Below are 18,228 nucleotides of genomic sequence, written 5' to 3'. Positions count from 1 at the left end.
TGGCACGGGCAACGCGAATTCGGCTGTGCAAAAGTGGTAACCACGGACTCACGCGCTTGTTGCGCGGTCCGCGTGCCGGTGGGACAGGAGGAAGCGCAGCGTCTCCCGCGCGGCGTCCGGCCCCTGCGGGTCGGTGTAGCTGCCGCCCTGGCTGCCGCCGGACCAGGCGTGGCCGCTGCCGTGGACGGTCCACTGCTCGAACAGCGTCGCTCCCTCGCGGTCCTTGTGGATGGTGCGGGTAAAGCCGCGCCCGCCGGGGACCTGTCCGTCCGCGGTCGTCGCGGTCAGCCCCTCCGCGTTGGCGGTGGCCTGGGCCATCACATGATCGGCGTTGCGCGGGTGCACGACCTTGTCCGCGTCGCCATGGAAGACGATGGCCGGAACCACCGGCGCCCCGGCCGCCGGGCGCTGGCCGGGCGAGGAGCCGGCCTTCATCGCCAACAGGGCGGACGGAACGCCGGTCGCCGAGCCGTAGGGCAAGCCGGAATGGACACCCACCGCGGCGAACAGGTCGGGATAGGTGGTCGCCAGGACCATCGCGGCGGAGCCGCCCGCCGAAATTCCGGCGACGTAGACGCGCTGCGGGTCGGCCCCTTGTTCCGCCACGACCTGCCGGGTCGCTCCGGCGATCAGCGCCGGTTCGCCGCGCTCGCGGCGCTGGTGGTCGGGGTTGAACCAGTTCCAGCACTTCTTGTCGTTCGCCGCGGGAGTCTGCGCCGGATAGAGGACGAGGCAGCCGGCCTCTGCGGCCAGCCGGTTCATGCGGGTCCCGACGGCGAAGTCCTCCGGCGACTGGGTGCAGCCGTGCAGCATGACCAGCAGCGGACGCGGTGCCGTCGCGGCTCCCTTCGGCACGAACAGCCGGTAGGCAAGCGAGCCGGAGTCGCCGGTGAAGACCCCGGAGTCCATCGGTTCCGCCAGGGACCCCGGTTTCGGCGGGGGCGGGGGAACGGGCGCGCCGCGGCGGAACAGCTTTCCGGTCAGGCGGCGGAGGAACGCGGCGGCGCGGGCCAGGGCCGGGCGGGGCCGGTTGGTGTCGGTCACGGTCGGCGGCTCCGGGGTGATTTGGGAAGGACGGCGGCGGATGGTACGGGACGGAGGTGGCGGAGGACAACCGGCATGGCGGTTTGCGCCGGGGCTCCAACTGCGCTAACCATCCGGTTCCGCAAAGCCCCCCATAGGCGTCAAGGTGGCCCGACCGTCATGAGCACCGACATCACCCTGGTCCTGGGCGGCGCCCGCTCCGGCAAGAGCCGCTACGCCGAGGGACTGGTGACCGCGTCGCCCGGCCCGCGGGTCTACATTGCCACCGCCCAGATCTGGGACGCCGAGATGGCCGACCGGGTCGCCCGTCACCAGGACGACCGCGGCCCCGGCTGGACGACGGTGGAGGAGCCGCTCGACCTGCCCGGCGCGCTGCGCCGCCACGCCGGTGTCGGAACGGGTGTGCTGGTCGATTGCCTGACGCTGTGGCTGTCCAACCTGATGATGGCCGAGGCCGACGTGCCCGCCCGCGCCGCCGATCTGCTGGCCGCCTTGGCCGGTGTGGAGGGGCGGGTGGTGCTGGTTTCCAACGAGGTGGGGCTGGGCATCGTGCCGGACAATGCGCTGGCCCGCCGCTTCCGCGACCATGCGGGGCGGCTGCATCAGGACATCGCCGCCGTGGCCCATCGGGTGGCCTTCGTTGCCGCCGGGCTGCCGCTGCTGCTGAAGGGAGAGACGCCATGACCGAAGATGCCGACCAGAAGCTTGACGATCAGAACGCGCGCCACGCCGAAAAGATGAAGCGGCGCAAGGCGCTGCACGACCGGGTGGTGGCCAGCAAGACCCAGGAGAAGGGCCTGCTGATGGTCAACACCGGCAACGGCAAGGGCAAGTCCACCGCCGCCTTCGGCCTGATCCTGCGCGCCGCCGGGCATGGCATGCGGGTTGGGGTGGTGCAGTTCGTCAAGGGCGCCTGGTCCACCGGCGAGACGGTGGCGTTGGAGCGATTCGACGACCTCGTGGACTTTTTCACGATGGGTGAGGGCTTCACCTGGGAGACCCAGGACCGCGAGCGCGACATCGCCGCCGCCAAGGCCGCCTGGGCCAAGGCGCAGGAACTCATGGCCGACCCCCAATACAGCCTCGTCGTGCTCGACGAGCTGAACATCGTCCTGCGCATGGGCTACCTGCCGGTCGAGGAGGTGCTGCCGGTGCTGACCGGGCGGCGCGAGGGGTTGCATGTGCTGGTCACCGGCCGCACCGCCAAGCCGGAGCTGATCGAGGCCGCCGATCTCGTGACCGAGATGACGCTGGTCAAGCACCCCTTCCAGGCGGGCATCAAGGCCCAGCCGGGCATCGAGTTCTGAGCCATGGCCGCAGCGAAGACGCCCCCGCGCGCGATCATGCTTCAGGGCACCGGGTCCGACGTCGGCAAGTCGCTGCTGGTGGCCGGGCTGTGCCGGGCGCTGGTGCGCCGCGGCCTGACCGTGCGGCCCTTCAAGCCGCAGAACATGTCCAACAACGCCGCCGTCACCGCCGACGGCGGCGAGATCGGGCGCGCCCAGGCGCTCCAGGCGCGGGCCTGCGGGGTGGCGCCGTCGGTCCACATGAACCCGGTGCTGCTGAAGCCGCAGTCGGACGTCGGCTCCCAGGTGGTGGTGCGCGGCGTCGTGGCGGGCACGGCGCGGGCCGGCGACTACCAGTCGCGCAAGGGGCAGCTCCTCCCCACCGTGCTCGACAGCTTCGAGCGGCTGAAGGCCGAGGCCGACGTGGTGGTGGTCGAGGGGGCGGGCAGCCCGGCCGAGGTCAATCTGCGGGCCGGCGACATCGCCAACATGGGATTCGCCACCGCGGCGGGCGTGCCGGTGGTGCTGGTCGGTGACATCGACCGCGGCGGGGTGATCGCCAGCCTCGTCGGCACCCACGCCCTGATCCCGCCGGAGGAGCGGGCGCTGGTCGCCGGCTTCCTCATCAACAAGTTCCGCGGCGACGTGCGGCTGTTCGACGGCGGCCTGTCGGTCATCGCCGAGCGCACGGGCTGGCCGAGCTTCGGCGTGGTGCCCTGGCTGGCCGACGCCGCCCTGCTGCCGGCGGAGGACGCGGTGGCGCTGGACACCTGGAAGACCCGCGCCGGGGGGCGGCTGCGCGTCGCCGTGCCGATGCTGTCGCGCATCGCCAACTTCGACGATTTCGACCCGCTGGCCCAGGAGCCGGACGTCGCCTTGTCCATGGTGCCGCGCGGCCAGCCGCTGCCGGGTGACGCCGATCTGGTCATCCTGCCGGGCAGCAAGGCGACCATCGCCGATCTGGCGGTGCTGCGCGCCCAGGGCTGGGACGTCGATCTCGCCGCCCATCGCCGGCGCGGCGGTCGGGTTCTGGGCATCTGCGGCGGCTACCAGATGCTCGGCCGGCGAATCGCCGATCCGGACGGCATCGAGGGACCGCCGGGGGAGGCCGAGGGGCTGGGCCTGCTGGAGGTCGACACCGTGCTGAAGGGGCCGAAAGTGCTGGAGGAGGCGAGCGGGGTGGAGACCGCCACCGGGGCCGCGGTCGCCGGCTACGAGATGCACATGGGCCGCACGGAGGGGGCGGACCGCTCCCGCCCGATGCTGACCCTGGCAAACGGGCGGACGGACGGGGCCGTGTCCGCCGACGGGCGGGTGATGGGCTGCTACCTGCATGGCCTGTTCGGAGCGGACGGCTTCCGCGCCGCCTTCCTGGCGGGGCTGGGCGGCGAGACGTCCGGCCAATCCTACGCCGCGACGGTCGAACAGGCGCTCGACCGCATCGCCGTACGGCTGGAGGAGCATGTGGACATCGATGCTCTGCTGGCCGCGGCGCGGTGATGGAAGGCGGGCGTTTCATGAAACCGATTTCATGATCCCGCAACGCTGGGGTCAGGCGGAGGGCGCTAGAACTACAGTCATTGACGACGTTTGATTACTGGCGAGTCATCCACCGGCGGTTCCCGCCGCCGGCCACACACGATCCGGAATGTTCCCGCATACCCTCGGATCGTTTCTTGCGGCGGTGTGCATCGGGTTTTTGCCTTGGATCGGCGTCCCCCGCCCAGGCTTCCCCCCAAACCCCTTGCACACCGCCGTCTTCTTTTCCCCTCCCAGCCATCCTCGGCAAACCGCCGCGCTTGACGCGGAGCCCCCTCGGCGGGCTTGAATGGGTGCCACAGGCCCCGTCGCTCCCCCCTGCCGAGACACCATTCCCGTGCGTCCCGTCGTTCTCTTCCCCCTGTTCCGCCCGGTGACGGCGCTCCCCGGCCTCGGTCCCCGGCTGGGCAAGCTCGTCGAAAAGCTGGCCGGTCCGCAGGTCGTGGACCTGCTGTGGCACCTGCCTTGCGGCGTCATCGACCGTCGCTACGCCCCGAAGATCGCCGAGGCGCCGAACGGGCGGATCGCCACCATGACGGTGCGCATCGATTCGCACGCCGCTCCGCACAATTCCCGCCACCCCTACAAGGTCCGCTGCACCGACGAGACGGGCGTGCTGGAGCTGATCTACTTCCATGTGAAGGGCGATTGGCTGGAACGGCAGATGCCGGTCGGCAAGACGGTGGTGGTGTCCGGCAAGGTGGAGTGGTTCCACGACACGCCGCAGATCACCCACCCCGACGCCGTGGTGCCGCTGGAATCGAAGGACGAGATCGAGGCGGTGGAGCCGGTCTATCCGATGACCGCCGGGCTTCCGGCCAAGACGCTGCGCAAGGCCGTGCGCGCCATGCTGACCGACGTGCCGGAGCTGCCGGAATGGCAGGACGCGGCGTGGCGGTCGCGCAACGGCTGGCCGACGTGGCACGAGTCGATCCGCCGCGCCCACACGCCGGAGGACGAGGCCGACCTAGCCCCGACCAACCCGATCCGCCGCAGGCTGGCCTATGACGAACTGCTGTCGAACCAGCTCGCCCTGACGCTGGTCCGCATCCAGCAGCGCCGCCTGTCGGGCCGCGTCATCCAGGGCGACGGGCGGCTGCGCGCCAAGGTGGCCGCGGCGCTGCCCTTCTCGCTGACCAACTCCCAGGCCACATCCCTTGCGGAGATCTACGAGGACATGGCGGCGGAGCGGCGGATGCTGCGCCTGCTCCAGGGCGACGTCGGCAGCGGCAAGACGGTGGTCGCGCTGATGGCGATGCTGAACGCGGTGGAGGCCGGTCATCAGGCCGCCCTGATGGCGCCGACCGAGATCCTGGCCCGCCAGCACGCCGAAAGCCTCGCCCCGCTGTGCAAGGCGGCGGGGGTGGACCTCGCCCTGCTGACCGGGCGCGACAAGGGCAAGGCGCGGCAGGCGGTGCTGGACCGGCTGGCCTCGGGCGAACTGCCGCTGCTGGTCGGCACCCACGCGCTGTTCCAGGAGGACGTCGCCTTCAAGGACCTCGCCCTGGCGGTGATCGACGAGCAGCACCGCTTTGGCGTCCACCAGCGGCTCCAGCTTTCCGCCAAGGGGCGGGCGGTGGACGTGCTGGTGATGACGGCGACGCCGATCCCGCGCACGCTGACCCTGACCGCCTACGGCGACATGGACGTGTCGCGCCTGACCGAGAAGCCGGCGGGGCGCAAGCCGATCCAGACCGTGACCATCGCGCTCGACCGGCTGGAGGAGGTGGTGCACGGCATCCACCGCAAGGTGCAGGAGGGCGCGCGGGTCTATTGGGTCTGCCCCCTGGTCGACGAATCGGAACAGACCGACCTCGCCGCCGCGACGGAGCGCCATGCCTTCCTGCGCGCCACCTTCGGCGACCGGGTGGGGCTGGTCCACGGCAAGATGCGCGGGCCGGACAAGGACGCGGTGATGGCCGCCTTCCAGGCCGGAAACCTGGACGTCCTGGTCGCCACCACGGTCATCGAGGTCGGCGTGAACGTGCCCGAGGCCACCGTCATGGTGATCGAGCACGCCGAGCGCTTCGGCCTCGCCCAGCTTCACCAGCTCCGCGGCCGGGTGGGGCGCGGCGAAAAGCCGTCCTCCTGCCTGCTGATGTTCGACCCGCAACTGACCGAGACGGCGCGCGCCCGGCTGAAGACGATGCGCGACACCGAGGACGGCTTCGTCATCGCCGAGGAGGATTTGCGGCTGCGCGGCGCCGGCGAGGTGCTGGGCACCCGCCAGTCAGGCCTGCCGGAGTTCCGCATGGCCGATCTGGCGGTGCACGGCGACCTGCTGGCGGCGGCCCGCGACGACGCGAAGCTGATCGTGGATCGTGATCCCGATCTGGCCGGCGAGCGCGGTCAGGCGCTGCGAACGTTGCTGTACCTGTTCGAACGGGACGCGGCGGCCAAGACGTTGCGGTCGGGGTGAGCGATCCTTAAAGGAGTACATATTCAATCAGAATTAGCCAATTTTTTGGCGTTACGAAGTTTTTTTACTATTTCATATTGATCGACTGTATTTTCGGCTCATATTTTTAAATAGAAATGGTAATTGTATGTCTTTCTGTGTGAGTGATGCTCTTTTATTTTAGTGTTCTGCTTTTTGGGGTTATTAAAAATAGTTAGATCGGTAATGATTGGAAATCTAATCATCTAATGTAGCTGAATGTTTGTCTTGATTTTATCGTTTCCTCGATCTACGATTTGGTCGTCATTCTCCGTTTTCTGCAATTGAGAAATGCGCTGACTGCCAATCTTCGTTCGCCACCGCCTTGTGTGGTGGCTTGGAAATGCATGGTCAACCTGGAACCGATTGGCTTCGGGCCGTGGCTGTGTGGGATGGCGCAGTGATTTGGTTCTCCGCAGTCGAGGAACGCGACCATGATCATTTCCGATGTCTCCTCTCCCGTCAGCGGATCGACCCAGCGCGCAACGTCTCCGGTTCCGCCCCCCGCTGTTTCGTCGACGCATGGAACCGGGGCAGGGGTGGCAACGGGCGCTGCCGGACTTACCGACACTGTGTCGTTGAGCCCTCTGGCCTCCTCCTTGCGTGATGAATCCTTGATGGCGTTCAATGCGCTGTCCGCCGAAACACGGACGCAGCTGTCGTCGCTGGTCGACAGCGGCAAGCTGACCGGCGAGGACGTCCACAACGCGCTGAAGCAGCGGCTCAAGGAGTCCCGGCGCACGGCCTACTCGGCGACGTTCCGCATGGCTCACAATGAGAACGCCGCCCTTTTCTCCAACGACGGCACCACGCCGGACGATTTCAGGAAGGCTTTGAGCGCCACCAGTGCGAAGCGGGAAGAGCTTATGGCAAAGCTGTCCTTGTTGGATCAGCGTGGGCAGGGCGGGCCGGAATCGTATGGCGAGATTTCAGCCTCGCTGATGGCGCAGAGCACCAACCCAGCTCTGCTGCGAGCGCAATCCAATGGTCAACGTATAGTCCTGGACCCATTCCAGAGCTTCAGTCTGACGCAGCCCGTCGATTCGCGGATGGCGTACACACGCAAGGAAGGCGATGCGGCCTACAAGTTGAAGGACGCCGGCGTGGATCTGTCGTCCATCGACAGGGCCCTTCGCTCCCTCGGAGAGCGGGACGCGGCATCTCTGATTGCCGAGCGGACGGGGCAGCCCTCCAGCCATACGGTTGCGCAGGACCGTGAATTCTCCGCCGATGAATCGGTCTTTCCGTCGATCTCCTTGCCCGCACCGCAGGGAAGGACGGACGCTCCGGCCATGGGCCAGAGGATTCAAATCAGCGAAGAGGTCAAGGCGGCGTTGGAAGCGCAGGTCAAGAGCGGGCGCGATCCCTTTGAAAACGCGAAAGCCGGCCGCCAATACCGCGAAGGCATCCGGGTGAGCTACTGAGGGACACGCACCGGTCAGGCGCTTTTGCGCTCCCGATCCAGCTTGTGAAGCTGCGGCGGGGGCTTGCGGTCGGGCGGGGTGACGATGCCGCCGGACATCACCAGTTTCAGCCCGTCCTCCACCGTCATGTCGAGAACGGTGACCTCGCGCCGCGGCAGGATCGCCAGATAGCCGGCGGTCGGCGGGGCGCAGGGGATGAAGACGTGGACCATCTCCTCTTCGGAGATCTTCTGGATCTCCGGATGGGCGCCGCCGGTGATGAAGCCCAGCGACCACATGCCGTGGCGCGGGAACTCCACCAGCACCACCTCGCGGAAGGCCTTGGACTTCTTGGCGAGCACCGTCTCGACGATCTGCTTCACCGCCCCGTAGACGGAGCGGACGACCGGCATGCGCTCCACCACGCCCTCGCCGATGCGCACGACCAAGCGCCCGACATAGCCGGCGGCGAAGGCGCCGATCAGGGTCAGCACGATGATCAGCGTCAGCACCCCGATGCCGGGGATCGAGAAGGGCAGGTAATTCTCGGGATTGTAGGCGGAGGGGATCAGCGGGCGCACATGCCCGTCGATGAAGGCCAGCAGCCACCAGCCGAGATAGACCGTGACCGCGATCGGCGCCGTTACCAGAACGCCCGCCAGGAAATAGGCGCGCAGCCGCCCCGTCAGCCCGATGCCGGCGGGCCGGTGGGACGTGCTCTCGTCCGCCGCGCTCTGGCTGTCCTGCTCGTTCCGATCCACCGCCCCACCCCCGAAAATCCGACGCCCGCTATAGTGATACAGGACATGGCTCCTGCTCAATCCACAACGACGTATCGGACGGCGGGAAAGAGTCGCCGGGGAGAATGCGAAGGAACCCCCTCCGGGGGGCTGGTCCGCCACCCCCGCGCGCATCACATCGCTGAGAATGACCCATACCCCCCGCATCCTTTCGCTCGCCACGGCTCTGCCGCCCCATCGTCTCGGCCAGGACGAGGCGCTCGGCGTCGCGCGCGCCGTCTTCGGGCCGCGGATGCGCGACTTCGAACGGCTGGTGCCGGTCTTCGCCAACACCGGCATCGAAACCCGCCACGCTGTCATGCCCATCGACTGGTACATGGAGCCGCGCGGCTGGCCGGAGCGCACCGCCGCTTTCCGGGAGGGTGCCCTGGCCTTGCTGGAAGAGGCGGCGGGGCGGGCGCTGGCCCATGCCGGCCTGAAGCCGCAGGACGTGGACGCCATCGTCTGCGCCTCGACCACCGGCATCGCAACGCCCAGCCTGGAGGCGTTGCTGCTGGAGCGCATGGGCTTCCGACCCGACACGGTGCGGCTGCCGCTGTTCGGGTTGGGTTGCGCCGGCGGCGTGCTGGGGCTGACCCGCGCCGGGCAGATCGCCCAGGCGATGGTGGGGCGGACGGTGCTGTTCCTGGTGGTGGAACTCTGCACGCTGGCCTTCCGGTCGGCCGAGGCGACACCGACCAACGTGGTCGCCAGCGCCCTGTTCGCGGACGGTGCCGCCGCGGCGGTGCTGCGCGCCGATGCGGAAGGGGAAGGGCCGCGCCTCGTCGATGGGGCGGAGCACACCTGGCCGGGAACGCAGGACGTGATGGGCTGGCGGGTCGAGGATGACGGCCTCGGCGTGATCTTCAGCCAGAGCATCCCGGCGCTGATCCGCAGCCGGCTCGAGCCAGTGCTCGACGGATTTCTGGAGCGGCGGCGGCTGGCCCGCGGTGACCTCGCCGGGCTGATCGTCCATCCCGGCGGCGCCAAAGTGCTGCACGCCCTGGAGGAGGTTTGCGCCCCGGTGTCCGCCGGGCTGGACGACGCCTGGGCGGTGCTGCGCCGCTGCGGCAACATGTCGGCGGCCAGCGTGATGTTCGTGCTGGAGCGGCGCATCGCCTCCGGTGCCCGCGGCCCCCATCTGACGAGCGCGCTCGGCCCCGGCTTCACCGCGGCGCTGGCCCAGATCGACCTCTAGGAGCTTTGGGAATGGAGACGCTGCCGCTGGGCTGGCCCCACGTCGTTTTGCTGCTCGTCGCGGCCCAGCGCCTGGGCGAACTCGTGGTCGCCCAACGCAACACGCGCCGGCTGCTGGCCAAAGGCGCGCAGGAGGTCGGGGCCGCCCATTACCCGCTGTTCGTCGGGCTGCACGCCGGCTGGCTGGCGCTGCTGTTCGCCGTCGTGCCGGCGGACGCGCCGATCAACGGCTGGCTGCTCGCCCTGTTTGTTCTGCTGCAGGCCGGGCGGGTCTGGGTGATCGCCACGCTGGGGCGGTTCTGGACCACCCGCATCATCACCCTGCCCGGCGCGCCGCTGGTGCGGCGCGGGCCGTTCCGCTGGGTCCGCCACCCCAACTACTTGGTGGTGGCGGGGGAATTGGCCGTTCTGCCCCTGGTCTTCGGGGCGTGGTGGATCGCGGTGCTGGCGACGCTGCTGAACGTGCCTTTGACCCTGCACCGCATCCGTGTCGAGGATGGCGCGCTGTCCGGACGGCGCACGCTCAGGTCAGCAGGAAGCACAGCATCGTGACGCAGCCGGCGATGGCCGCCCCGTCGAGATGGTTGGGGAAGGCGTGCCAGAAGGATTCGCGGGGCTCCGGCTCCTCGCGGTCCATCTCGTCCAGCCACAGGCCGGCGGGCAGGCCGCCGTTGGCGCGCTCCGCCAGGGCGCCGGAGAGATGGGCCATCGAGACGGCCAGATAGCAGAACTTCACGAAGTTCAGGACGAAGTACATCGGCCCGCCGGCCTCGGCGATGGGGTCGGTCACGCCGCCCATGGCCGCCACGGCGGTCGCCATGGCGATGGCCGCGGCGAAAGGAATGGCGACGACCGACAGCAGGCGCTGCGAATCCACGCGGCCGGCGTTGGGGATCAGGCTGCGGGGAACGGGGCCGGAGGGCAGTTGGAACGACATGGCTCTCTCAATTCCGGTGGGCGCGTCCCATCCGTTCTGCCGCCTTCAGGGTTAACGGGACGTTAGCGATACCCGTCGGAGGGAGGAGGTTCCACCTTTGCGCAGCCCCGGCTATTCTGCCCGTCCACGACCACAGGCTGCCGCCTGGCAGCAACTGACGACCGCGCCAACGATCAAGGAGACGCCGTGCCCGCCGACGCTGGACCGTCCCGGCTGGATGGAATCACGCTGCTGAGCCCGCTGTCCGCGGAGGAGCGCGCCGCCGTGGCGCGCCTGTGCCGCTGGCGCCGTTTCCATGCGAACGAGCAGATCATCGACCATCAGGGAGACACGCGGGATGTGGCGTTGGTGGTCGACGGGCGCGTGCGGGTGCTGAGCCATTCGCCGGCGGGCCGCGAGATCAGCTTCGACGACATCGAGGCCGGCGGATTCCTGGGCGAGATGGCGGCCATCGACGGGCTTCCCCGCTCGGCCTCCGCGGTGGCGGTGGAGGAAGGGACGCTGATCGCCTTCCTGGCGCCCCGGCCCTTTCAGGACTTGGTGTCCGGCCATCCGGACCTCGCCATGGCGGTGATGCGGCGGCTGTGCCGGGTCGTCCGCATCGCCACCGACCGGGTGATGGAGCTGTCGACGCTGGGCGCCAACAACCGCGTCCACGCCGAATTGCTGCGGCTCGCCAAGCGGGCGCAGGTGGACGGGCGGACGGCGGTGATCGCGCCGATCCCCGTCCATGCCGACATCGCCAGCCGGGTCAGCACCGCCCGCGAGACGGTCGCCCGCGTGCTGAACGACCTCGCCCGCGATGGGCTGGTGGAGCGCCGGGCCGACGCGCTGGTCGTCCACGACCTGCATCGGTTGGAAGCTCTGGTGGAGGATGTCCGGTCCGGGGCCTGACGGGGCTTCGTCCGGAACCGGCGACTCAGTCGGCGCGCTCCAGAACGGTGAGGATCAGGGCGCGGAGCGATTCGGGATCATAGGGCTTGGGAAGGAAATACCAGCCGGCATCGCGGATTTCCGCCTGGGTGGCCGCGGACTCGTCCCCGGTGGTGATGATGACGGGGAGGGCGGGGCCGAGGTCCGCCAGCACCGTCCGCACCGACTCAGGAGCCTTGCCGTGCCGCCCCAGATGATAGTCGGCGACCAGGATGTCGGGGGGAGCCCCGCCGTTCAGCGCGTCCAGGAGAGCGGCGGGGGTCGGGGCGCTGACCAGCTGCATGCCCCAGTCCTCGAACAGGGTTTCCATGCACAGGCACAGCACCATGTCGTCCTCCATGAGGGCGACCGTCAGTGTGCCGGAGCTTGTGGATCGGCCGGCGAGGGGGGCGTCGGTCATGCGGTATCCAAATGAACAGCGGGGGACCAGTGAAACACAGGACGGCGATGCCGGATGCCCGATACCCCTCGTCCGGCCTGTTCGGGAAAACCGGGGCGGGGTGGCCGCTGTCCGCTCGGTGATCGGTTCACTCAATTATCTGAGCAGGCAATTTAGATTCTATATCGAACAGCGCACCACTGCATTGTCATAGGTTAATCGGAAGAGGATATCTTCGGGGTGCGACGATCGGGTCAGTCCCCCGCGCGCTTGCGGTCGGACTTGGCGTCCAGCGCGTGCTCCAGCTGTTTGGGCGCCTGGATCAGGTGGAGGTACAACTCGTCGAATTGGCCGACGGAGGCGAGTTGCTTCACGTCGTGGACGGTGATCTGCTGGCCCGCCAGGTCGATCAGCCCGATGTCGCGCAGCCGGCGGAGCGTCCGGTTGATGTGAACGATGCTGAGCCCCAGCGCGTCGGCCAGGATCTCCTGGGTGACCGGCAGGGTGAAGCGCCCTTCCTCGACCAGCCCGACGATGCTCAGCCGCCGCAGCAACTCCACGATCAAATGGGCGGTGCGTTCCAGCGCGGTGCGGCGGCCGACGCTGAGCAGCCGTTCGGCGATGATCGCCTCTTCCTTGGCGCCAGACCAGGCAAGGGCGGCGGCCAGACGCGGGAAGAGCTTGAACAGTTCAATGATGCGTTCCGGCTGGAAGTTTGCCACTTCAGCGGGAGTCAGAGTGGTGACGCCATGGTCGGCCGTCTCGAAGAGGTTGCAGTAAAAGCCGATGATGTCCCCTGGCAGGACAAAATTGACCACCTGCCGCCGCCCATCGGGAAGCGCCTTGTGACGGATTGCCCAACCTTTGCGCATCACCCGCACGCAACCGTAGCGTTCCCCCTGCTGAAGAAGATCGGATCGCGAGCCGTGCCTGGTAACATTGCGCTCCAATTCGTTGAGGAAGTTCTTCTCCTCATCTGTCAAGCTCATGTAACTCGTTATCTTGCGCCCCAGTGGAGATGAAGGTATGTTGGCCTGGGCGCGGGTCATTTCTGTTCCAGCCTTTGATCGTCCAATTGTTATGGCCCCGAAGCGAGTGCCACTGCCAGCCCAATTCCGGGCGGCCTCGAACGATTAAGCCAAACGATAAAACCATCTATAACATAGGTTAATGGGGCTTAGATTTTCTCGACCGGACAGGTGAGGGATCATATACAAAACTGTTGGTGGCATTGGCCGTATGGGGTTTTGAACGGCCGGCGGTGGTAACAGATCAGTGCGGGGGGCGGCATGGCGGCGGAGCGGGATGCGGCGGGACTGGCTGCCCTCTCGATTTGTGAATCACTTATGCTCGCACTGGTGGAGCGCGGGGTTCTACGGCTCGAGGAAGCGCATGCCGCGCTTGAGGACGCCGCCGCTGCCCACCAGAATCGCGATCCGAAGGTCGAGGACCCCAATCTGCATCGTTTGGCGCTGCAGATTGTCGAGCGCCTGATGATCCAGGTGAACGCCACCCATCCCGCGTCGGCGCAAATTGCGGTCGGCCAGATGGCGGACAGCGGTTCCCAGGACTGAGCAAGCGTGGGGCGGGCCGGACGGGCGATCAGCCAGTCGGGCGATCAGCCGCATCGACAAAACGAAGAGAGCCCCGCCATCGACTGGCGGGGCTCTCTTCGTTTCGCCGTGCGACGGTTGGGAGCGGTCAGTCCGCTCCGGCCCCGGCGGTTTCGGTCGGCTGCGGACGCTGCTTGCCCAACCCGATGTTCGGGAACGCATTGATCAGCGCCGTGATGAAGGCCGACAGGTAGGGCAGGGACTGCACGACCAGCAGGCCCGACCACATGAAGGCGTCGCGGTTCTCGTGGCCGAACACCAGCACGATGGCCAGAGCGGCGCCCCACAGGCCCAGCAGCAGCGCGATCTCCTCCCGCGCCATCAGGAAGGCCTGCATCAGCGCCGGCTGGTTCTCGCACTTCGGCGTGCGGACAAAGGGACGTCCAGAGGTGAGCATGCCCAGCCACATGGCACGGCCGACCGTGTGGGTCAGCGCCATGCCGGCGATGGCCGCCCCCACCTTGTCCCAGAATCCGCACTTCACCCGCGCCTCGTACAGCCAGAGCGAGGCGCCGACCTTGAAGGCGAAGACGCTGAGCGTCGGGATCATGAAGACGCTGGGCGGAAACTCGAAATATTTCGGGAAGGCGAGCAGGCCGATCGACCAGATGATGCCGGCGATGCCGAAGATCATGTGGGCGGCGTCGGCGAACCAGGGCAGCCAGCCGGTGATGAAATGGTACTTCTGCCCAGCGGTCAGGCGCGGGCCGCCCGGCAGCAGGTCGCGCCAGTGATGCTTGAGGATCTGCACGGCGCCGTAGGCCCAGCGGAAGCGCTGCGTTTTGTAGGCGGAGAAGCTGTCGGGGACGAGGCCCTTGCCGTAGCTCTCCGGCATGTAGACGGCTTCGTACTTGTGCTCGAACAGGCGCAGGCCGAGGTCGGCGTCCTCGGTGATGCACCACTCGCCCCAGCGGCCGACCTCCTCCAGCGCCGACTTGCGGATGATGGTCATGGTGCCGTGCTGGATGATCGCGTTGCGCTCGTTGCGCTGAATCATGCCGATGTGGAAGAAGCCAGCGTATTCCCAGTTGATCATCCGCTGGAACAGGTCGTGGCTCCAGTCCCGGTAATCCTGCGGCGACTGCACGAAGCCGACCTCGGGCCGGTCGAAGTGCGGGATGGTCGCCTTCAGCCAGTCTGGATGGACCTGATAGTCGCTGTCGATGACGGCGATGTGCTGGGCGTCCGGCGCCGTCTGGGCGAGGCCGAAGTTCAGCGCGCCGGCCTTGAAGCCCGGCCAGTTGTCCAGGTGGAAGAAGCGGAACTTCGGCCCCAGCTTGCGACAGTACTCCTCGACCGGGCGCCACACTGCCGGGTCCTTGGTGTTGTTGTCGAGCAGCAGGACCTCGTAGTTCGGGTAGTCCAGCCGGGCCAGCGCGTCCAGAGTCTCCATGACCATGTGCGGCGGCTCGTTGTAGCAGGGCACATGGATGGAGACCTTCGGCGCGTTGGGCAGGGGCGCGGCCGAGCAGGGCTGGAACTTGCGCTTGAAGCGGTCCTGCCAGACGACCTCGGTCAGCTCCAGCCCGTCGATCAGCATGACCGCGAGCAGGACGAGCTGGCAGAAGACCAGGATGCCCCAGGCGATTTCCGTGGTGGTGGCGAGGCCGGCGACGCTGGCCGCCGTGAAGGTGAAGACCAGAACCGACGACACGCCCTGGATCATCGCGCCGTAGAAGACCTGCCCGCCGAACTTCAGGTCGCCGCCGCGGCGCCACAGGAAGAAGACGAGCGGCAGGAAGCCCACCGCGATGGAGATGCCGCAGAGCAGCGGCCAGTTCCGCAGCTCCGTCACCTCGCCGATCATCGGGAACTTCGGCTTGCGCCACGCGTCCCACAGGCCCCAGCTGGTGCCGGCGGTGCCTTCGATCTCCCGCTTCCAGGGCTGGTCGAAGGCTTCCATGATGAAGTAGTCGAGCTTGTTCTGCGCCGCGACGTTCAGGAAGGTGCGGATGAACTTGGCCTGGTTGACCTGGCTCGCCTCGGCGCCGCGGCGCCACGGGCCGTCGGCCGGCCAGCCGATTTCCGAGATCAGGATGTGCTTGTTCGGAAACTTGGTCTTCAGCTCGTTGTAGCGGAACATGGCGTAATCGACCGACTGGTCGGCGGGCACGCCTTCCCAGTAGGGCAGCAGATGGACGGCCAGGAAGTCCACCGCGTCGGCCAGTTCCGGATGCTCCAGCCAGACGTGCCACGGCTCCGCGGTGGAGACCGGGACGTTGACCTTCTTCTTCACCCGCTTGATGTATTCGATGGCCTGCGGAACGGTGATGTCGGCGCGCAGGATCGCCTCGTTGCCGACCAGGACGCGGCGGACGTTGTTGTTGTCGCGCGCCAGCTTGATCAGGCCGTTGATCTCCGGCTCGTCGATCTCCGGCTTGCCGGCGATCCAGGCGCCCGCGGTGATCGGAATCCCGTACTTGCGGGCGATGGGCGCCGTCTGCTCCGACCCGTCGGTGGTGGAGTAGATGCGCACGCCCTTGACTGACCCCTCCAGGGCCTTCATGTCCTTCTCGATGTCCTCCGCCGAGGCCTTGTCGCCCTTGGACGGGCTCTTGTCCGGGTGGAAGGGCGTGTAACCGACGCCGCTGATGGCGCCGCCCCAGGACCGTTCGGCGACGGGGCGGTTCCACAGCGCCCAGACTCCGATGTTGCCCAGGATCACGAGAAGAAGAGCCGCGATCGCCGACTTGCGCATGACCGTCTTTCTTTGTCCCAAACGTCTGCCGGCCGTCCTGGCTTGGTCCGCCCCGGCCGGGCATCTTTCAATTCAGCGAAGGGGTTCCACCGGGCCGGCACGCAGGGGGACTCGCCGCCCCGACACCGCCTTCGGACCGAACACCCGAACCCACCACCCTGGTTGCAGGACACGCCTCAATCCGCCGCGCGATCCGTATAAGCCGGAGGACCGAACGCCTCCGACCGGAACATCACCGGACCGAATAAAGATCGTGCGGCAGTTTATACATTTTTCCCAGTCCCGCAACCATTCCCACTCCGACGCGCCGGTGCCCAGACCTGCAGCGGCGGCAATCCCCATTGGACGAAGGCCCCTCTGGACGAACGCGCCACGTGGGCGTTTTCTTCCGCGGACGCCGCAAGGAAGACCTTACGGGCCGAAGGGAAGACAGCACAGGAAAGACACGGGACCCCATGACGATGTTCCATCTGCACGACCGTTTGCAGGCCGATACCGCCCCGATCGCCGAATGGCCGCTGTGCCGCGTCCTCCTGATGGACAACCGGGTGTGGCCATGGCTGATCCTGGTCCCCGCCCGGCATGATCTGACGGAGATCCACCAACTGCCCCGTGAGGACCAGCACCGGCTGGTGGACGAGATCGCCCGGGCGTCGCGCACGCTGGAAACCCTGTTCAGCCCGGACAAGATCAACGTCGGGGCTCTGGGCAATCTGGTTCCGCAGCTTCATATCCATGTCATTGCCCGCTCCAAGGAGGACCCGGCGTGGCCGGGGCCGGTGTGGGGGTCGGGCTTCGCGGAGCGCTACAGCCCGGAGGAGCGGGACAGCCTTATCCGAAAGATCGGGGCAGGGTTGGGCCAAAAGTGAGGCCCGGCGAAACCGAACGCGACGGCTCCCTCTCCCTTTGCGGCCAAGCGGAGGCGTGACGTTTCGCAGACTGCCCTGTTTATGCTCCCTGAAACATTCACCGATCAAAGGAGAGGGCACCATGAACACCGATCGCATCACGGGTGCCGGCAAGGAGCTGAAGGGCGAAGTCAAGAAGCAGGCCGGCGACCTGACCGGCAATCAGGATCTGAAGGACGAGGGCCGCGCCGACAAGGCCGAAGGCAAGCTGGACAAGGTCGTCGGCAAGGTGAAGGACATCCTCAAAGGCGACAAGTGATGGGCACGGAGGAGCGGGGGCATCGCAAGGACGATGCCCCGTCCGACGCCGCCCAGCGGATCGAGGACAAGCTCATCGAGGAAACCGGGCAGGCCTCGGGCGACCCCGACAAGCCGGTCCAGGAGAAGTTCGACGAATTGGGCGAGAAGCCCGATATCAAGAAGAAGAGCTTGCGGGACTAGGAATCGCCCCCTCCCAACCGGGAGGGGGTTTTTCTTTAGCCCTCGCCGGTAATCTGCGCCTCGACCCGCACCGGGAAGGTGACCGAGTTGGCGATGAAGCACTTCTCGTGGGCCTCATGGTGCAGGGCCACGGCCTTCGCGGAATCGCTGCCGGCGGCCAGCGTGACCTGCGGGCGCAGGACCACCTCAGTGAAGCGGCCGCCGCCGGAGGCGTCCTCCGCCATGGTGCCGCTCGCCGGGTCGCTGTAGGCGGTCACCGTGACGCCGTTCACCGCGCACAGGTGCAGGTACCACAGCATGTGGCAGGCCGAGAGCGAGGCCACGAGCATGTCCTCGGGATTGTAGCGCGCGGGATCGCCGCGGAAGGCCGGGTCGGACGAGCCGGGGATCGGCGGCTTGCCGGGGGCCATGATCTCGAGGTCACGGCTGTAGGCTTTGTAGCCAGCGGTTCCGCTTCCCTGGTTGCCCGTCCAGGTGACCGTCGTGTCGTACCGGTGTTCGCGCCCTGACATTGGTCCCTCCGGAGGTGTTTCCGGGAGGGTAACCGCGAACAATGGTGCTGAAAAGAAAACGGGCCATAAAAAAAGCGGGAGGGCCGAAGCCCTCCCGCGATCTCAATGCAGAGCTGCCGTAA

At 67.5% G+C, this 18,228-nt stretch carries 19 protein-coding genes; 12 read left to right on the top strand and 7 right to left on the bottom strand.

Translation table 11 applies throughout. The features are described 5' to 3' along the window. Positions 1 to 48: 48 nt before the first annotated feature. The gene (locus FBZ83_RS18260) at positions 49 to 1,044 is read right to left on the bottom strand and encodes an extracellular catalytic domain type 1 short-chain-length polyhydroxyalkanoate depolymerase (protein WP_247888352.1); all 996 of its coding nucleotides are present in this window, start codon (positions 1,042 to 1,044) and stop codon (positions 49 to 51) included. Between the two features lie 159 nt (positions 1,045 to 1,203). Between FBZ83_RS18260 and cobU the strand changes: the two genes are divergently transcribed. The 5 genes from cobU (at position 1,204) to FBZ83_RS18235 (ending at position 7,730) form a co-directional block, all read left to right on the top strand. Continuing rightward, a complete protein-coding gene (gene cobU, locus FBZ83_RS18255; protein WP_145686663.1) occupies positions 1,204 to 1,728 on the top strand; it encodes a bifunctional adenosylcobinamide kinase/adenosylcobinamide-phosphate guanylyltransferase in 525 nt (174 codons plus the stop codon). Continuing rightward, complete coding sequence (gene cobO, locus FBZ83_RS18250) at positions 1,725 to 2,351, top strand: cob(I)yrinic acid a,c-diamide adenosyltransferase (RefSeq protein WP_145686661.1); 627 nt, start codon at positions 1,725 to 1,727, stop codon at positions 2,349 to 2,351. The genes cobU and cobO overlap by 4 nt, the downstream gene beginning before the upstream one ends. Before the next feature lie 3 nt (positions 2,352 to 2,354). Next, the gene (locus tag FBZ83_RS18245) at positions 2,355 to 3,830 is read left to right on the top strand and encodes a cobyric acid synthase (RefSeq protein WP_145686659.1); all 1,476 of its coding nucleotides are present in this window, start codon (positions 2,355 to 2,357) and stop codon (positions 3,828 to 3,830) included. Positions 3,831 to 4,206: 376 nt separating this feature from the next. Further along, positions 4,207 to 6,288: an ATP-dependent DNA helicase RecG gene (gene recG / locus FBZ83_RS18240; RefSeq protein ID WP_145686658.1), complete on the top strand. Its 2,082-nt coding sequence runs from the start codon at positions 4,207 to 4,209 to the stop codon at positions 6,286 to 6,288. A 452-nt stretch (positions 6,289 to 6,740) separates the two neighbouring features. Further along, positions 6,741 to 7,730, top strand: coding sequence for a hypothetical protein (locus FBZ83_RS18235; protein ID WP_145686656.1), 990 nt, complete (start codon positions 6,741 to 6,743; stop codon positions 7,728 to 7,730). 14 nt (positions 7,731 to 7,744) lie between these two features. Here the strand turns inward: FBZ83_RS18235 and FBZ83_RS18230 are convergent, their stop codons facing one another. Further along, complete coding sequence (locus FBZ83_RS18230) at positions 7,745 to 8,470, bottom strand: DUF502 domain-containing protein (RefSeq protein ID WP_145686651.1); 726 nt, start codon at positions 8,468 to 8,470, stop codon at positions 7,745 to 7,747. Positions 8,471 to 8,636: 166 nt separating this feature from the next. Between FBZ83_RS18230 and FBZ83_RS18225 the strand changes: the two genes are divergently transcribed. Next, positions 8,637 to 9,686, top strand: a complete 1,050-nt coding sequence (locus FBZ83_RS18225; protein ID WP_145686640.1) for a type III polyketide synthase — start codon at positions 8,637 to 8,639, stop codon at positions 9,684 to 9,686. Between the two features lie 11 nt (positions 9,687 to 9,697). Further along, entirely contained in the window at positions 9,698 to 10,237 is a 540-nt protein-coding gene (locus FBZ83_RS18220) for an isoprenylcysteine carboxyl methyltransferase family protein (RefSeq protein WP_145686629.1), read from the top strand. On the opposite strand, the gene FBZ83_RS18215 is transcribed toward FBZ83_RS18220, so the two are convergent. Continuing rightward, the gene (locus FBZ83_RS18215) at positions 10,209 to 10,622 is read right to left on the bottom strand and encodes a hypothetical protein (protein WP_114856885.1); all 414 of its coding nucleotides are present in this window, start codon (positions 10,620 to 10,622) and stop codon (positions 10,209 to 10,211) included. The two genes, FBZ83_RS18220 and FBZ83_RS18215, sit on opposite strands and share 29 nt — an antisense overlap. A 186-nt stretch (positions 10,623 to 10,808) precedes the next feature. Between FBZ83_RS18215 and FBZ83_RS18210 the strand changes: the two genes are divergently transcribed. Further along, positions 10,809 to 11,516: a Crp/Fnr family transcriptional regulator gene (locus tag FBZ83_RS18210; RefSeq protein WP_145686621.1), complete on the top strand. Its 708-nt coding sequence runs from the start codon at positions 10,809 to 10,811 to the stop codon at positions 11,514 to 11,516. 25 nt (positions 11,517 to 11,541) lie between these two features. Here FBZ83_RS18210 and FBZ83_RS18205 read toward each other — a convergent pair whose 3' ends face one another. Next, positions 11,542 to 11,955 carry a response regulator gene (locus FBZ83_RS18205; RefSeq protein WP_145686610.1) on the bottom strand — a complete coding sequence of 138 codons (414 nt, stop codon included), beginning with the start codon at positions 11,953 to 11,955 and terminating at the stop codon, positions 11,542 to 11,544. Positions 11,956 to 12,188: 233 nt separating this feature from the next. Further along, complete coding sequence (locus tag FBZ83_RS18200; RefSeq protein ID WP_114856882.1) at positions 12,189 to 12,983, bottom strand: Crp/Fnr family transcriptional regulator; 795 nt, start codon at positions 12,981 to 12,983, stop codon at positions 12,189 to 12,191. 297 nt (positions 12,984 to 13,280) lie between these two features. Here FBZ83_RS18200 and FBZ83_RS18195 point away from each other — a divergent pair, with 297 nt between their 5' ends. Next, positions 13,281 to 13,508: a hypothetical protein gene (locus tag FBZ83_RS18195; protein WP_145686593.1), complete on the top strand. Its 228-nt coding sequence runs from the start codon at positions 13,281 to 13,283 to the stop codon at positions 13,506 to 13,508. Between the two features lie 127 nt (positions 13,509 to 13,635). On the opposite strand, the gene FBZ83_RS18190 is transcribed toward FBZ83_RS18195, so the two are convergent. Beyond that, a complete protein-coding gene (locus tag FBZ83_RS18190; RefSeq protein WP_145686585.1) occupies positions 13,636 to 16,245 on the bottom strand; it encodes a glycosyltransferase family 2 protein in 2,610 nt (869 codons plus the stop codon). Positions 16,246 to 16,700: 455 nt separating this feature from the next. On the opposite strand from FBZ83_RS18190, the gene FBZ83_RS18185 reads away from it, so the two are divergent. The 3 genes from FBZ83_RS18185 (at position 16,701) to FBZ83_RS18175 (ending at position 17,594) form a co-directional block, all read left to right on the top strand. Further along, positions 16,701 to 17,114 (top strand): HIT family protein, encoded by a 414-nt coding sequence (locus tag FBZ83_RS18185; RefSeq protein ID WP_145686583.1) that lies wholly within the window; start codon positions 16,701 to 16,703, stop codon positions 17,112 to 17,114. Positions 17,115 to 17,235: 121 nt separating this feature from the next. Then, the gene (locus FBZ83_RS18180) at positions 17,236 to 17,412 is read left to right on the top strand and encodes a CsbD family protein (protein ID WP_145686581.1); all 177 of its coding nucleotides are present in this window, start codon (positions 17,236 to 17,238) and stop codon (positions 17,410 to 17,412) included. Continuing rightward, positions 17,412 to 17,594: a hypothetical protein gene (locus tag FBZ83_RS18175; RefSeq protein ID WP_038527592.1), complete on the top strand. Its 183-nt coding sequence runs from the start codon at positions 17,412 to 17,414 to the stop codon at positions 17,592 to 17,594. Before FBZ83_RS18180 ends, FBZ83_RS18175 begins: the two co-directional genes overlap by 1 nt. 35 nt (positions 17,595 to 17,629) lie before the next feature. On the opposite strand, the gene FBZ83_RS18170 is transcribed toward FBZ83_RS18175, so the two are convergent. Then, positions 17,630 to 18,106, bottom strand: a complete 477-nt coding sequence (locus tag FBZ83_RS18170) for an OsmC family protein (RefSeq protein ID WP_145686574.1) — start codon at positions 18,104 to 18,106, stop codon at positions 17,630 to 17,632. Positions 18,107 to 18,228: the final 122 nt, after the last annotated feature.

The sequence above is a fragment of the Azospirillum brasilense genome, from assembly GCF_007827815.1.
GTDB classification, from domain to species: domain Bacteria; phylum Pseudomonadota; class Alphaproteobacteria; order Azospirillales; family Azospirillaceae; genus Azospirillum; species Azospirillum brasilense_C.
This window is presented reverse-complemented; position numbering and strand designations above follow the sequence as displayed.